Source organism: Moritella dasanensis ArB 0140 (assembly GCF_000276805.1).
Classification (GTDB): Bacteria; Pseudomonadota; Gammaproteobacteria; order Enterobacterales; family Moritellaceae; genus Moritella; species Moritella dasanensis.
This window is the reverse complement of sequence record NZ_AKXQ01000020.1, coordinates 37,350-52,501: the sequence shown is the minus strand read 5'-3', so window position 1 is coordinate 52,501 and position 15,152 is coordinate 37,350. Positions and strand designations below refer to the sequence as shown.

The window sequence follows — 15,152 nt, the reverse complement described above, 5'->3', positions numbered from 1 at the left end:
TTGTTCATGATTTAACTTCGTTAAGATGTGGGCAACTGAAAGCAATTAATAAGGCTTTCTAACAACGACTATAACAATATAATCATTAATAAATAACAGTAGAGGTTGAGTATGGAATTAACTGCATGGATGTCTTTAGCGCTGATTTGCATGATGGGCGCAATGACACCGGGTCCAAGTCTCGCTGTGGTATTAAAGCACACGATCTCTGGAGGTCGTGTTAATGGTGTCGCGACTAGTATTGCGCATGGTGTTGGTGTGGGAGTGTATGCGACGTTAACTGTGGTGGGTCTAGCAATCGTGATCCAACAAACGCCGTGGTTATTTAATGTCATTAAATATGCCGGTGTGGCGATGTTATTACGCTTGGCTTATAAAGCATTAACGTCAAAACCTGCGTTAGAAAATGCGGAGCAAGCAAAGGAAATCGTGACCTTAAAAGACAGCGTAGTACAAGGTTTTATGATTGCGTTTTTGAACCCGAAATTAGCCATTTTCTTTTTGGCATTATTTGGGCAATTTGTCGAAGCAGACGCGGGTTGGTTGCAAAACCTGATTATGGTCGGCACGGTATTTACGTTTGATACCTTATGGTATTGCATGATTGCCATTGTCTTGTCGCAGTCGTCATTGTTGGATAAATTAAGAAATAACGTGCATAAGATTGATAAGGTGACTGGCGTCGTATTACTGGCTGTTGCAGCGCGAGTGGCGATGTAGAGGCGTCGTTGTAATGTTGTGGTTTTGTTGTGATGTTGTAATTCATGCTTTTTAATCACCATTGCTTTTTAAGCAAAGGTGAGGATCGGTTGTAGATCGTGGTGATCTTCGAAGGTGCGTGGTCATTGTTGCGGTAATAGCAAGACGCTGGGGCACGCTGGCTCATCATCGCTGGCAAGGAACCTGCGTACTATCGGGTTCACTGAGTGAACGTCGAGATACCAATTTCAGTGCAAAGACTAACGCCACCATGAGGGTATGAATAATACTTGTTGCAGCTAATACCGTCCACCATCCACCGACTTGCCAGCAATAGATAAGTATAAAGCCACCGACACTACCGCCTGAATAATACATCACCAGATAGAGTGCGGTTGCTGTCGATCTACCTTGTGTCGCACTGCGGCCAATGTGGCTGTAAGCCAAAGCATGAATAAAGAATGCCCCTGCGCTTAATACCAATAATCCGATAATGATGGTGAGCATGGTTTGCAGTGAAAGGATCATCAGCCCAACGACGCTAATCGCGACGCCGAGTAATAACCCGCTGAATAAGGAATGGTGATGTAGCCAACGGCCACTTAATTTTGCTGAAACAGTGCCGCTGAGGTAACACAAGAACACCAATGATAATAAGCTGGCGGATAGTGAGATAGGTGCGGCTGATAATTTAAATCCCATCACTGAAAATATATTAATGAACACGGAAAAATTAAGTCCGCCAATTAACATGGCAAAAAACAGCGTGGGTGTTTTAATATGTTTAATAATCTGTCTACCATGATGGGATAGTCGCCCTTGTTGCGCGATAAAATGACGTTGTTTTAATATCAACGGAAATATGATCAGTAGCGCGATACCACTGAGTATCGACATCGCTAAAATAGTCCATTGTAGTCCTATCGCATCTGTCATCACTCCACCATATATCCGCCCAATAATGCCTCCGAGTGTGTTTGCGCTAATATAACCACCTACCGCGATCACCAGTGCTGCTGGTGCAAACTCTTCGGCCATATAGGCGACCGCGACAGCAATAAATCCAGCGAGGGCAATACCAAGTAACGCGCGCAATAAAATTAGCGTATTTAAATCAGGGCTGATAAACATTAAAAAATTAATACAGGGAATAAGCACTAAGCTGCAGCGCATAATGGGGCGACGGCCAATCACTTCAGATAAGATTGCCCAAGGCAGCAGGGATAAAGCAACCGCTAAGGTGGTGCTGGAAAACAACCAGTTAACTTGTAATTCAGTGGCGTTAAACTTAACCATGAAATACGGCAGTAGCGGCTGAAAATAATATAAATTGCAAAATACCAGAAATGAACCAAGTCCAAGCCCCAATGTTACTTTTTTATAATCTTGAGAATGCAGTGCAATCATTAATCCGTCCTGCTGATGCTAAGTTGATAGCTAGGGTAATAGCTAGGGTAATCACTAAGGTAATAACTAAGGTGATAGCATGATCACCTTTATTAAGCTAATACGGTACTAACAATGCTTATAGAGTAGTGGAGTAATGCTAATATTAAAAATATATAAATATGATGGAAGGCATCTATTTTAGTTATGCTAAATTCAAAAACATTACATTATTTTGCCACCATTGTTGCGCAGGGCAGTTATACCAAAGCGGCCGAGCACCTTGGTATCGCCCAGTCGGCGCTGAGTATTGCCATGCGTAAATTTGAACAACAAATTGGTATGCCATTATTGATCCGCAGCAGTAAAGGTGTGGTGGTGACCAAAGAAGGCGAGGTATTGCTTGTCCACAGTAAAGATATTCTTGCCCGTATTAGCGATGCTGAAACCGCGCTAAATGATTTACGTGGATTAGAACAAGGTGAGGTCAGTATTGGTATTCCGGGCATGATGGGCTCGTATTTCTTTCCCGAAATATTAATGGCATTTAAGTTTAAGTACCCGAATTTAAAATTAAGTATCATGGAAGGTGGTACCCAAACGATTAAAGAAAAGTTACTCTCGGGTGAATTAGATTTAGGCGTGATCGTCGATGATCATGTGCCTGACACGTTGCAAGTTCAGCGTTTTGTGCGCCCGCAGATGGTGGCCGCTGTCGGTAAAAACCATGCATTAGCCAGTGCGAAATCGGTGACTTACGCCGACTTTTTCACCCATGAATTAGTGATGTTTAAGGCCGGTTATTTTCATCGCGAAGTGATTGATGGTTTGTGTCGAGCCAATAACATGACTGCAAATTATTCTTTTGAAACAAACCTGATCACTATGATCCTGAATATCGTCAAGAATGAATTTGCTATTACTGCACTGTTAGAGTTAGTCACAGATCAAGAAACGGATGTCATGGGGATCCCGTTTGATCCACCTATCTATTTGGATCTGGCTCTTGCATGGCGTAAAGATGGTTATTTGTCGTTGGCGAACAGGCGTTTTGTTGAGTTTACCTTGGCGCAAGTGAATAAATAGTAAATGGCTTTGAGCTGATATTTCTTCAAATAAATGAGCAATATTGTACTATTAAATAATGCTCCAATACGATAAGAAGCAAGATGCCTAAAATAAGCAAAGAGAAAGCTGAATTTAAAATTGTAGATGCTTTTAACGGATTGGAAATTGTCGATGCTGATTATCAAGAACAGACATTTTCAAAACATGTCCATGAAGGTTATACAATAGGTGTGATTGATAAAGGGGCACAACGTTTTTATCGCAGTGGCAATACACATATAGCGGATGAAGACTCGATGATTTTAGTGAATGCTGATGATGTTCATACTGGCGAGTCTGCGACACTGGGAGGTTGGCGTTATCGCGCTATGTATCCGCATCCCTCACATTTTGAGAGCATTACTCATGATCTCTATGATGGTAAATTACATGCGCCTTATTTTAGTAATGCGGTGATCAAAGATCCTCAATTATCAGAACAACTAAGATTACTCTTTGCTCAAATCGATAGTCATGCTTCGAAATTACTCATTGAGACAATTTTGTATAGCATCATGATGAATATGACCCTGCGTCATTCCTCAACAAGAGATACACCTTGTGATCTTTCTGGCAGTAAGCAGCGGCTGCTATTAGTTAAAGAGTATCTTGATGCATATCCTCAAGAAGATGTATCACTGGTAACGCTGGCGACGATGGCTGGATTAAGTCAATTTCATTTTATCCGTCAATTTAAAAAACAGTTCCATATGGCTCCCCATAGTTACCAGATCCAAGTTCGACTAAAGAAAGCTAAATCATTGTTAATGCTAGGTATTAAGCCCGTTGAAGTTGCTGTTGATTGTGGTTTTCACGATCAGAGTCATTTCAATCGCCATTTTAAAAGATCGATGGGAACATCCCCGAGTAAATTTCAAAAACAAGCAGTTTTGTACAAGATGACTTAGTTTTTTCATTCTAAGCTGCTTCTAAATTTTGAAGGGGTTTATGTATGTTAAATGAAACTGATGTTGTTGCTAGCTCAAGAACAAACGATGTGAGCGTAATGAGCGGTGCGGTAATCGATATTATGCCGTTAGCATTGGCGACGGTACCGTGGGGGATTTTGTGCGGTTCATTAGCAATTAAAATTGGACTCACCGCTATTCAGGCTCAACTGATGTCGCTATTGGTTTTTGCTGGCGCTGCACAACTTGCTAGCATAACGATAATGGGCGCAACTGGCGCCATTTCATCTATTTTTTCATCTACGTTTGTGATCAGTTCTCGGCATCTTTTATATTCAGCGGTGTTTAGAGAACATGTTCGGCAGCTATCTTTTTTATCTCGAATTTGTATTGCATTTTTTCTAACGGATGAAATGTTTGCTGTCACTTGCGCTTACATTGAGAAGCACAGAGTTTTCTCTGCGTTATATGCTTTAAGCGCTGGCATTACGTTTTATGTGGTTTGGAATTTGTCGACTTTCGCAGGTATTGTTGCGGGTCAATACATACCAAATCTAGAGAGTATGGGGTTAGAATTTGCGATAGCGGCGACTTTTATTGCCATCGTTATTCCCACCATTAAAGATGTTTCAATATTGATTTCTGCCGTCGTGAGTGGTTTTAGCGTCTTATTATTCTCAATTTACATACCTGACTATGCGTTGATAGTGGCTACTTTTTGTGGGATGTTAGCGGGCTATTTAAATCCGATGAAGGAGTATGATAATGGATAATTTTTGGTTGGTTTTAGCTGTGATGACATGTATTACTTTTTCATGTCGCTATTTGTTTTTATCGCGAACTATTTCATTTGAATTAAATCCGAGAATTAAGCGTGTTTTAAGTTTTACTGCTCCGGCGGTATTAACAGCAATGTGGATGCCGATTGTATTCCTGGGGCATACCGCTAGTGATGTCGCATTTTTCAATAGCCCTTTCTTGTATGCAGGTTTATTTACCGTGTTATTAAGTTTGAAAATGAAAAATACTTTAGCTGTGGTATTTCTGGGAATGTCTGCTTTTGTGATTTTTAGGATTATCTTATAGATATACCCAAGCTACTTCAAGATGCACAATCAGCAAACCGAAAGGAGAGAATATTCAAGGCATGAAGTCGAGAATTTAGTTATTCTAAATTAAGACTTCATAACGCCGAAGATTCCTTCATTCGGTTTGCCCCAAGGGAGGCTAGCAGGAATAACAGCACAGCGTTGCAATATTTGAAAATGGAATAACCATTCTCTACATATTGCGCCTTGTTCTGATATCCCTGCTAGTCTCTGATATCGCATCTTGAAGTAACTTGGGTATATATAGCCTGAAATGTTTTATATATTATAGGATTAAAAATTTGTTGTAGAGGTAGGGATATGTTAATAACCACAGAGCGTTTAACGATGCGCCAAATCACCGAGTCTGATTGGCCGCTATTTCTACGTTTAAATACAGAACCTCGTGTGATCGAAAAATGCTTTGATCAACCTTGTGTTGATGATGTTCGCGCTAGATTTGATTCACGTTTACCACGCTGGTCGGTGACGTCTGGTGCTTGGCTGTGTTTGGTTATCATTGATAGTGAGACTAATCAGGCTGTTGGGATCACTGGTTTTGATTATGATGGTCGATCTGCAGAAGTAGGTTATCTGTTATTACCGGAATATTTTGGCCTGGGTTATGCGACAGAATCTTTACAGAGCGTGATTGCCTGGGCAATGCGCGTGCATTTGATCACGGCATTTCAAGGTATTGTCACTGAAGGTAATTGTGCTTCAGAAGCCGTGCTGGCGAAGTGTGGTTTTCAGCTGAAGGAGGTTATACCACTGGCGTATGACATCGGCGGTATCTTGTATGCGGATCGTCTCTATAAGCTGAATACCTGTTCATGAGTGGGTGGTATTCAGCTATTCACTGTGTTTAAGCGGCTTGTGAGCTATCGTTTAAGTTATCGGCTGAATCCGCTATAGCGCTATTCGTTGGGTTAATGGCTGGTGGATTCATTAACCATGGAGTTAAATTGTTTGCCATGGCAACTTCACTATCATCTAACCATTGGTAGCGTTTAGTGTACATTTTACGTTTGGTTTTCTTCAATGTGAGTGGATCTTTTCGGGGCGTAAACACCGGTAAGCTATAAAAATAAGCATCTTCTTTGGTGGCTTCAAATTCGTCCCACAGACCGTCATAATCGAACGTAACAGAGTTACGTTTCGAGCCGATATAACGTAATGCTTGGTAAATATGACCTTTGTTTGAAATTGCTTTTACTTCTCTCACGCCTAAAACCCGCGCCAGCATTAATGCCATTTCAACCAATAATGATTTGGGACGTAATCCGTGTAATGATTTAGTTAGTTCTTTAATTAGTGCGTGACGGTTTTCTAATTCATGGCTAGCACCTTGTAATGCCCCAATGTGCATTGTTTTAGTATGGGTACCGGAAATATTACATGTTAATGCATAAATGTTTTGACATTTTTCGTTAACTAAACGAATACCAAGGCCACCTTCACGGCTAGATCCTTGATATAGCAATACACGACATTTCAGCCCACTTAAACTTTCAAAACTTAAGATGTTAACACCTTTATTTGAAATAATAGTACTTGCGAGAAAGCCAAAAGTATCATCAATAAACTGATAATGCTCGGTTAAATATTTAATTCGTTCTGTACCTGACCAATTAGCGCATATATAGGGTTTTAGCGGTTTTTCCATGATACTAGGGTTGTTTGCTAAGATTGCTTTTAAATTATTTCGGGAAAAAAGAGTGGCCATAGTATTGACTGATTTACTGTTTGTTAAAGCCCAAAAACAGAACCTGCCTTTTTTTTGTATTTTTTTAATCCCTTTTACATTCGGATAAATCTGATCCGCTAATTTAAAGATGTTAATTTTAGACATCAATTTTTGATTCCTATTAAAGCCAGCAAGTATTGGATGGTTTATATTTTAAGTATTTTAAGTATTTGTAAGTCATTTATAGGGAAGGATGCTAATAGTGTGCAGGGGTATTATGCTGATAACTGCAATGCTATTCGATGCAAACACCCTTCATTAATATTTTGTTATACCAACTTAAAAAACTATGGTTGGTAGAATATTGGGTGCTTACTGCCGTCAATTCACCATCACACTGCGCTATAAGTGATTGACGGGCTTCATCAACATAGTTGGTATTCGCAGCAAAGCCTAAAATCACATGTTGTTTAGTGCTTGCTTCGACATATTTATAATCAACGTCTGCAGGGATTACTTGATCAAAACCATCTGTATTGACCATGTGGATACTACTGGTGCAACCATTTAATAACAGTACCGCTGACAGTAATACTAGGGTGCTAAATGTATTTTTTATCACATTCTATCCTTAGGTAGGCTGCAATACCCACTGACGATGACTTCGCGTTTAAATACGAGAAAATAACTAGTGGTTTGGTGTTTGGTAAAGACACCACTGATTTTACCGCCAACACACAGGTCTTTTAAATTATCTACAGCTCTGTCGGCAAAGTCATTTTGTGTGGTGAAATTGAGGAATACCCAGTCATGTGCATTAGCTTCTACAAGTTGGCCTTTGTCTTTTGGGATTTGCGTCATTGATACTGTGTTTAAACCAACACAGCCACTGAGTGTTAGGGCAATAAATAGTAAACAAAATTTACGAATCATGATTAATTCCTTAGAGTATACAATCGGCATCGATACGCACAATTTCACCACTAGCAATGGCGTAATCATTGGCTTCTCGGACGCTGCGAATAGCGGTTATTTTGCCTGATTGGCATTGAGCATGAAGTTGGTTTAGTACATTTTGAGCATAGGCATCATTAAATACCGGATTACCTGTTCTCGGTCCCATATTCATAAGCGCCCAGATAGTTCTGAGAGCTTCTATTTCATCACTGCCTGAGCCATTGCTTAATACGGCATCAGTAAGCGCTAAAGTCGTGTCTACATTAACGGTATTTTCAGACACCTTGACTGAAATAGGCTTTAGCTTTCCCTGGCTCTGGTCTATATCTCCGACCTGGATGTGATCCATGCGAGCGCAAGCTGTGAGTAATAATATTGGGGTAAGCAACAAATATTTTCTCATTGTAAATGTCCCATTGATTTAAGCGAGTGAGTGGCTGACGTTACCTTATTTAGTACTCGTCGGACTCATAGTCAGTTGTTTGTATAGGACATTGTAAACAGGCTGACTGCATTTGTAGGTAAGCTTGTGTATGCATCTGTCAACAAATCTAACTGTACAGTCATGCCATCCGATAAGCGGATGGAAACTAACTTTTAGTTATAATAAATTGCGATAGAATGGCTGTCATAATAAAGCTTAACAATAATGTGCTCGGTAATTACGATGATTGCGGCATACAGCATAACGATGTGGAGAACGATAAAATGAGAACAAGATTAGACCGAATTAGGCACGCTATTTTATTTGAGATTATTGGCTTAGTGATCATCATGGGTGTGTTAAGCCAACTCGGTTTTGAACTCGCGCATGTTGGTGTGATGGGGGTATTATTCTCGGTTGTCGCGACGGGTTGGAACTATGTTTATAACATCGGTTTTGATAAATACATGCTGAAAAAAATAGGCTCAGTGACGAAAACAACTCTGATCCGTATTGTGCATAGCCTTGGCTTTGAAGGCGGTTTGCTGTTTTTGACTATTCCGTTTATGGCGTGGTTCTTAAACCTAAGTTTATGGGATGCATTCGTGCTTGATATTGGCATGGTCGTGTTTTATTTGTTTTATTTGTTTTATTTGTTTTATGCTTATGGCTATAACTTAGCATATGACAAGATATTTCCAGTGCCGACTACTACGGTATAATGGAACTAAAATACATTTAAAACCTGATTAGAATGATGTTTATTTCACTTATGTTAAAAACATCTTGACCAAAATATGTAGAACGCTTAGTGTTGTGGCTGTCTGGAAGTCCAGCGGTTCGGCCATCCATGGTGGTTGTTGAATATAATTATGACCACGGTTGTCGAATACAAGGAAAAAGTATGTCAAATGCCAAGATAAAAAGTATCACTACAGCAGCAGTGAGAGCAGGAATAAATACCGATGAACATCATGGTGCTGTCGTTGCTCCTATTCATTTATCAAGTACTTATTCATTAAAAGGCTTTAATGATAAACGTCAGTTTGACTATTCTCGTACGGGAAATCCAACGAGAGCAACGTTTGCACAAGCCGTTGCTGATTTAGAGCAAGGCTGCGTAGGTATTGTTACCAGTACCGGTATGTCAGCAGTGCATCTTCTTTGTCAGTTATTGTCGACAGATGACTTAGTGGTTATTCCTCATGATTGTTATGGTGGTAGTTTCCGTTTATTTACTCATTTAGCTAAACGTGGTCAATTTAAACTGATTGTTGTTGATCAAAATGATCAAGTCGCATTAGCGAAAGCGTTGGTTAAAAAACCGAAGTTGGTGCTAATTGAAAGTCCAAGCAATCCATTGCTACGCTTAGTCGATATTGAGACTGTTACTAAAGCGTGTCACGAAGTCGGAGCCTTGGTTGCGGTAGATAACACCTTCCTTTCCCCTGCGTTACAGCAACCGTTAGGGCTAGGCGCTGATATTGTTTTTCACTCTACGACGAAATACATTAATGGCCATAGTGATGTGGTTGGTGGTGTTTTAGTGACTAAAGAACAAGCCCTTGGTGAAAAGCTAGCTTGGTGGGCAAACTGTATTGGGATTACAGGGAGTGCTTTTGATAGTTTTTTGGCGTTACGAGGCCTAAAAACGTTACCTATTCGGATGAAACAACACCAAGAAAATGCGTTGCAAGTGGCGAGCTTTTTAAAATCTCATCAGGCTATTGATACCGTGTATTTTCCAGGTTTTGAAGATCACCCTGGCCATGATATTGCTAAAAAGCAGCAGGCTGGTTTTGGCGCGATGCTCAGCTTTAATGTTAAAGGGGGCGAAGCGGCAGTGAAAAAATTATTTGCTAACCTAGAGTTGTTTACGTTAGCGCAATCATTAGGTGGCGTAGAAAGTCTTATTTCTCATCCCGCCACCATGACGCATGCTGGCATGGAAGAAAGTGATCGCCTTGCTGCTGGTATTACAAATTCACTCGTCAGAATTTCTGTCGGTATTGAAGATATCGATGATATTTTAGCTGACTTAGCAAATGGTTTAGCTGAGAGTCAACGATAGTAGATAGTAGATAGTAGATAGTAGATAGTAGATAGCAGATAGTAGATAGTAGATAGTAGATAGCAGATAGTAGATAGTAGATAGTAATAGGGTGATAACAATCACCCTATTTTATTGTGGGTCGTCAGGGATAGAAAATAGGATATAATACCGACCTCTTATCTTTATAATAGAACCCCGCATGACACAGCCAACCACTATGACCTTCTTTGAACGCTTTGAAACTGATATTCTTAGCGGTAAAAAAACCATTACCATTCGTGATGAATCTGAAAAGTATTATGTCCCGGGTTCGACTGTGACAGTCTCAACGCTTGAGAGTGGCCGTGAATTTTGTCAGTTAGCTATTCTTAGTGTAGAGCCTATTTTATTTACCGAGTTATCGGGCTTTCACGCTGAGCAAGAAAATATGACTTTAACAGTGCTTAAACAGGTGATCCAAGATATTTACCCCGGTATTGAACAGTTATACGTGGTGTCTTATCAGCTGGTAGGTCAGTTATAAATGCGATTGGACAAGTTTGTTTGTAAAAGTACGGCGTTAACTCGAATCCAAGCAACGGCGATGATCACTGATGGTTGTGTTGTGGTGAATAGCGACGTTGTTTGTGATGTCGCCACGCAGGTACATGAAGATAATCACATCAGCTTAAATGGCGAGACGCTAACCGCAAGAGCATCCCGTTATATCCTCCTACATAAACCCGCAGACACTATTTGTTCTAATATTGATGAAGCTTACCCGTCATTATTTAATTATATCGATGTCGAAAATGCAGCTGAACTGCATGTTGCAGGGCGTTTAGATGCCGATACAACAGGGCTGGTATTAGTGACAGATGATGGTCGTTGGTCATTTAATATTATTACCCCCACTAAACATTGCCAGAAAGTCTATCGGGTTGGCTTATCACGTCCTATTAGTGATGATGTCGCGGCTAAATTTGCCCATGGCGTGCAATTACAAGGCGAACAACAATTAACGCGACCGGCAATACTAGAGACAGTGACACCAAAAGAAGTATTATTGACGATTACCGAAGGTAAGTTCCATCAAGTGAAACGCATGTTTGCGGCTGTCGGTAATCGTGTGGTGAGTTTGCACCGTGAGCAGATTGGCGCGATACAACTGGATGTTGAAGTTGGATTATGGCGTTATTTAACGGATAGTGAAGTGAACTCGTTTATAAATATAGCGGAGTCTAAAACATCATGATTAATCCTATATTACTTCGCAGCTTTTGTACGCTGGTGGAAGTTGGCCATTTTACCCGTAGTGCTGAGCGTCTGAATATGACGCAATCAGGTATTAGTCAGCATATCCGCAAACTAGAAGAGCAGCTTGGTCAAGATTTGCTTATTCGAGAAGGAAAGCAGTTTACTTTAACGGATGCGGGACAGCGGTTATATACCGAGGGTAAACAGATAATCAACTCACTATCAGAACTCGAACAGCGGGTGACGACAGATCCTGCTTTTGAAGGCCTGGTCAGAGTGATGTCTCCGGGGAGTATTGGCTTGAAACTGTATCGTTATTTACTGACGTTACAAACACAGCATCCCAAATTGGTGATTGATTATCGCTTTGCACCCAATGCAACGATAGAAAAAGCCATTGCCGAGCATACGGTCGATATTGGTTTTATGACCAGTTCATCGACACTAGCGGAAGTGAGTTTGAAACCGATAGCGGAAGAAGCGCTGTTGTTAGTTACTCCTGCCGATATTGAAGAACCAAGTTGGCAAGCATTAATGCAATTAGGTTTTATCGACCACCCTGACGGTGCGTTCCACTCAAGTTTGTTACTTGGGGCTAATTACCCAGAATTTAAACATTATAATCAGTTTAAAAAGGCCGGTTTTTCCAATCAAATAAGCCTGATTTTAGAGCCTGTCAGTTTAGGGCTTGGTTTTACAGTATTGCCTGCTTATGCGGTAGCAGACTTCCCTCATCCAGATAAAGTGAAGATCCACCACCTTAAAATCCCTGTTGCGGAAACACTATATCTTGGTGTTCACCTGAATAAATTTATGCCGAGTCGTGTTAACAGCGTAATCGTAGCGGCGAAGCACTGTTTAAAATAAAGGTTTAAAATAAAGTTTTACAGTCAGGTTTACAGTAAGCGTTTGTAATAGGTATTAGAGTAAATATTGTTATTGCAAATGAGATGTATTACTATTTATGGTCGTTATTATTAGGGTGTTATATGTTTATTTTTCCGCAACTATCTTCTTCATCTTTACTCGTACTAAAAAATTATAAATGCAGTGTCATCAGTATTTTAATGGCCTCAGCACTGGCTGGTTGTAGTACCTATCCATCTTCAGGAAAGCCTGTAATAGAAAAGGTTAAATCGGAAGTAACTACTTACTTTGATTATAATTTACAGTCTCCATCTGGTCAGGATATTAATGTAACTGATTTTGTTGAGCAGATTAAAGATGCTGATGTCGTGCTGGTGGGTGAGTGGCATACGCATACCGGTATCCATCGTTTTCAAACCGCCTTATTACAAGCTATGCTGGCAGATAATGACAATGTCACATTATCAATGGAGCAATTCACTCGTGATAATCAGGCTATTGTGAATACTTACTTAGCTGGCGAGATAGGTGAGGGCACATTAATAAAGCAGGGTAACGCATGGCCAAATTACACCAGTGATTACCGCCCATTAGTGGAACTGGCAAAGGCTAACAACATTGATATTATTGCTGCCAATGCACCTAAAAAAATTATCCGCTGTATCGCCAAAGAAGGGATTAGCTATATTGATAAATTACCGGCAGATGAACGCGCTTGGCTAGCTGAAAATATTAATACGCAAGATTCACCTTATAAAACCCATTTTATGGCCTCGATGCATCATGGTGATGAAAGCCAAAATGAAAGTAAATTTGCTTCGCAAGTGACGTGGGATGAAACCATGGCTGAGAGTATCGTTAATTATTTATCAGACGATTTAAATGCAGGTAAACAAGTGTTACACATCGCTGGTAAATTCCATACTGAAAATGGCTTGGGAACAGCAGCGAGTATTCTGGCTCGCGCACCGGAATTAAAAGTCGTCATCGTCACGCCTGTTGATGTAAATAGCGAACTTGTTGATACTAAAGACAAGGCAAGCGATTATCGATTACAAGTGATTACGCCACCGAAGCAATTCGTGAAAAAAGCAAACATGATGGCGTCATTTAAAGACTTATCTAAGCGTAATGATAAGTTAACGTGTATTGAATAAAGCGCTGTTAGATGCTTTTATTTAACTGGTTTTAACTGGTTTTAACTGGTTTTAGCTGTCGAGCAGGATGAAGAGTCCTGTTTGATACAACGTGCTAAAATAGCAATAACAACAAAACCAAACAGCAAGCGTCCCCATAAAAGAGACATTAGATCAGCACCTAATAATAAAATCAAAATGGTATCCTCGATGATGCTGTGAGTGAGTCCTAAAAAGCAGACAGCGAGGAAAATATCACGCTTACTTATTTTACCGGTACGTGCTTCATCAATTAATAATCCAGCACCAAAACTTAAGCCCAACACTAAGCCAATCACACAAACGTTAGTGGTTTCTTTGCCTATGGTTAACGCTTTTAAAAATGGCGATAGCAGGTTTTGAATCAGTTTTTCGATTCCACACCATTTTAATAAGCGCAGCAATAACATTAATGCGGCAATAATAAAAAAGATAGACGCTAACATGGTCAATTGTGCGATCCCCCAGTCAAACAGACTCGATGATGCGGGGGTCGGTTGCCAAACGATCTGGGCTGGTTGTTGCTGCCAGTTCCCGAGTTGATAAACTTGATTAACGATCATACCCAGTATAAAGCCGCCACCGATGCGTAAGGGCAGAGTGACGCGCCAAGAGACACCGGATAATTTTGCCACGGCGCCTTCAATCGGTAATGCATGTGCCAGTAGCATCATGATGCCAAGGACTGATACTTGGGCGACGGTCAGTGGACTATCACCGGCTAAATCAAAAAAAACAGCCATACCAGTATAGATATTGGTGAGCATGGCGGTTGCCCAAACCAACCCCATTGCCTCGGGTAAGCCAACCAGACTCATCAATGGCGCTAGCAATTTACCTAACCACACAGTGCCGCCAAGCATATCTAATGCTTTAACGATAATAAGTGCGGGCACCATGACTTTCAGCAGCGTGAGATAAACGCGCCAGACATCGAATAATAAGGATTTTAAATTTGTAAGCATGTGACGGTTTCCATGTCTGCGAGATGAATAAGGATTTATGTTGTTTATTATATTCAATACGCTAGAAATGATTTCAATAATCACGTACAAATGTTGTTATATATTTCTTATTTACTAGGCGTTAGTTAATTATGTTTCTCGATCGACTTGATAAAGCCATTTTACGCCAGTTACAACAAGATGCGTCCGTGAGTAATTTACAACTCGCATCCCTGATTGGCTTGTCGCCACCGGCTTGTTTTAAGCGGGTAAAAAAGTTAAAAAGCGAAGGTATTATTGCCAGCCAAGTGGTACTGCTTAACCAAGACAAACTCGGTGCGTGTTTGCACATGATTGTGAACGTAGAAATGGAACGAGATAGATTAGATCTGAATGATAATTTTATTAAACATATCCGCACAGCACCCGAAGTCAGGGAGTGTTATCAAGTCACGGGGGAAGTGGATTTTGTATTATTGGTGACGGTAGAAAATATGCTGCAGTATGATGATTTTTGTCAGCGTCATTTGTATAGCGAACCGAATATGAAGAATTTTAAAACCCAGATATCGATGAATCGAGTCAAATACGATACCTGCGCTATGATTGCCGATTAACCGT

19 protein-coding genes are annotated in these 15,152 nt (G+C 40.4%); 13 read left to right on the top strand and 6 right to left on the bottom strand.

The features are described from left to right. Window positions 1-111 precede the first annotated feature (111 nt). On the top strand, window positions 112-720 hold the full coding sequence (locus tag A923_RS0115845; protein WP_017222667.1) for a LysE family translocator: 609 nt from the start codon (window positions 112-114) through the stop codon (window positions 718-720). Window positions 721-885: 165 nt separating this feature from the next. Here the strand turns inward: A923_RS0115845 and A923_RS0115840 are convergent, their stop codons facing one another. Further along, a complete protein-coding gene (locus A923_RS0115840) occupies window positions 886-2,106 on the bottom strand; it encodes an MFS transporter (RefSeq protein ID WP_017222666.1) in 1,221 nt (406 codons plus the stop codon). A 186-nt stretch (window positions 2,107-2,292) separates the two neighbouring features. Between A923_RS0115840 and A923_RS0115835 the strand changes: the two genes are divergently transcribed. The 5 genes from A923_RS0115835 (at window position 2,293) to A923_RS0115815 (ending at window position 6,025) form a co-directional block, all read left to right on the top strand. Then, the gene (locus tag A923_RS0115835) at window positions 2,293-3,171 is read left to right on the top strand and encodes a LysR family transcriptional regulator (protein WP_017222665.1); all 879 of its coding nucleotides are present in this window, start codon (window positions 2,293-2,295) and stop codon (window positions 3,169-3,171) included. Between the two features lie 83 nt (window positions 3,172-3,254). Further along, window positions 3,255-4,100: an AraC family transcriptional regulator gene (locus A923_RS0115830; RefSeq protein ID WP_017222664.1), complete on the top strand. Its 846-nt coding sequence runs from the start codon at window positions 3,255-3,257 to the stop codon at window positions 4,098-4,100. 44 nt (window positions 4,101-4,144) lie between these two features. Beyond that, on the top strand, window positions 4,145-4,873 hold the full coding sequence (locus A923_RS0115825) for an AzlC family ABC transporter permease (protein ID WP_017222663.1): 729 nt from the start codon (window positions 4,145-4,147) through the stop codon (window positions 4,871-4,873). After that, window positions 4,866-5,186: an AzlD domain-containing protein gene (locus tag A923_RS0115820; protein ID WP_017222662.1), complete on the top strand. Its 321-nt coding sequence runs from the start codon at window positions 4,866-4,868 to the stop codon at window positions 5,184-5,186. The genes A923_RS0115825 and A923_RS0115820 overlap by 8 nt, the downstream gene beginning before the upstream one ends. Before the next feature lie 323 nt (window positions 5,187-5,509). Next, window positions 5,510-6,025, top strand: a complete 516-nt coding sequence (locus A923_RS0115815) for a GNAT family N-acetyltransferase (protein WP_017222661.1) — start codon at window positions 5,510-5,512, stop codon at window positions 6,023-6,025. Window positions 6,026-6,053: 28 nt separating this feature from the next. On the opposite strand, the gene A923_RS22300 is transcribed toward A923_RS0115815, so the two are convergent. The 4 genes from A923_RS22300 to A923_RS0115795 all read right to left on the bottom strand — a co-directional run bounded on the left by A923_RS22300 (window position 6,054) and on the right by A923_RS0115795 (window position 8,235). Beyond that, window positions 6,054-7,040 (bottom strand): VirK/YbjX family protein, encoded by a 987-nt coding sequence (locus tag A923_RS22300; RefSeq protein ID WP_017222660.1) that lies wholly within the window; start codon window positions 7,038-7,040, stop codon window positions 6,054-6,056. A gap of 130 nt (window positions 7,041-7,170) precedes the next feature. After that, window positions 7,171-7,497 (bottom strand): hypothetical protein, encoded by a 327-nt coding sequence (locus A923_RS0115805; RefSeq protein ID WP_017222659.1) that lies wholly within the window; start codon window positions 7,495-7,497, stop codon window positions 7,171-7,173. Further along, window positions 7,494-7,808, bottom strand: a complete 315-nt coding sequence (locus A923_RS0115800) for a hypothetical protein (RefSeq protein WP_017222658.1) — start codon at window positions 7,806-7,808, stop codon at window positions 7,494-7,496. Before A923_RS0115800 ends, A923_RS0115805 begins: the two co-directional genes overlap by 4 nt. A gap of 10 nt (window positions 7,809-7,818) precedes the next feature. Continuing rightward, a complete protein-coding gene (locus A923_RS0115795) occupies window positions 7,819-8,235 on the bottom strand; it encodes a hypothetical protein (RefSeq protein ID WP_017222657.1) in 417 nt (138 codons plus the stop codon). 305 nt (window positions 8,236-8,540) lie between these two features. Between A923_RS0115795 and A923_RS0115790 the strand changes: the two genes are divergently transcribed. From A923_RS0115790 to A923_RS0115765, 6 genes are all read left to right on the top strand, one after another. Continuing rightward, the gene (locus A923_RS0115790) at window positions 8,541-8,978 is read left to right on the top strand and encodes a PACE efflux transporter (protein ID WP_026006275.1); all 438 of its coding nucleotides are present in this window, start codon (window positions 8,541-8,543) and stop codon (window positions 8,976-8,978) included. Between the two features lie 182 nt (window positions 8,979-9,160). Next, window positions 9,161-10,327, top strand: a complete 1,167-nt coding sequence (gene metB / locus A923_RS0115785) for a cystathionine gamma-synthase (RefSeq protein ID WP_017222655.1) — start codon at window positions 9,161-9,163, stop codon at window positions 10,325-10,327. Window positions 10,328-10,508: 181 nt separating this feature from the next. Beyond that, window positions 10,509-10,832 carry a N(4)-acetylcytidine aminohydrolase gene (gene yqfB / locus A923_RS0115780; RefSeq protein ID WP_017222654.1) on the top strand — a complete coding sequence of 108 codons (324 nt, stop codon included), beginning with the start codon at window positions 10,509-10,511 and terminating at the stop codon, window positions 10,830-10,832. Then, a complete protein-coding gene (locus A923_RS0115775; protein WP_017222653.1) occupies window positions 10,833-11,543 on the top strand; it encodes a pseudouridine synthase in 711 nt (236 codons plus the stop codon). It abuts the gene before it with no gap. Continuing rightward, window positions 11,540-12,412 carry a LysR family transcriptional regulator gene (locus tag A923_RS0115770; protein ID WP_017222652.1) on the top strand — a complete coding sequence of 291 codons (873 nt, stop codon included), beginning with the start codon at window positions 11,540-11,542 and terminating at the stop codon, window positions 12,410-12,412. Before A923_RS0115775 ends, A923_RS0115770 begins: the two co-directional genes overlap by 4 nt. Window positions 12,413-12,534: 122 nt before the next feature. Beyond that, window positions 12,535-13,569, top strand: a complete 1,035-nt coding sequence (locus A923_RS0115765) for a ChaN family lipoprotein (protein WP_017222651.1) — start codon at window positions 12,535-12,537, stop codon at window positions 13,567-13,569. A gap of 41 nt (window positions 13,570-13,610) precedes the next feature. Here the strand turns inward: A923_RS0115765 and A923_RS0115760 are convergent, their stop codons facing one another. Continuing rightward, window positions 13,611-14,552 (bottom strand): membrane protein, encoded by a 942-nt coding sequence (locus tag A923_RS0115760; RefSeq protein ID WP_017222650.1) that lies wholly within the window; start codon window positions 14,550-14,552, stop codon window positions 13,611-13,613. A gap of 131 nt (window positions 14,553-14,683) precedes the next feature. Between A923_RS0115760 and A923_RS0115755 the strand changes: the two genes are divergently transcribed. After that, window positions 14,684-15,148 (top strand): Lrp/AsnC family transcriptional regulator, encoded by a 465-nt coding sequence (locus tag A923_RS0115755; RefSeq protein ID WP_017222649.1) that lies wholly within the window; start codon window positions 14,684-14,686, stop codon window positions 15,146-15,148. Window positions 15,149-15,152 lie beyond the last annotated feature (4 nt).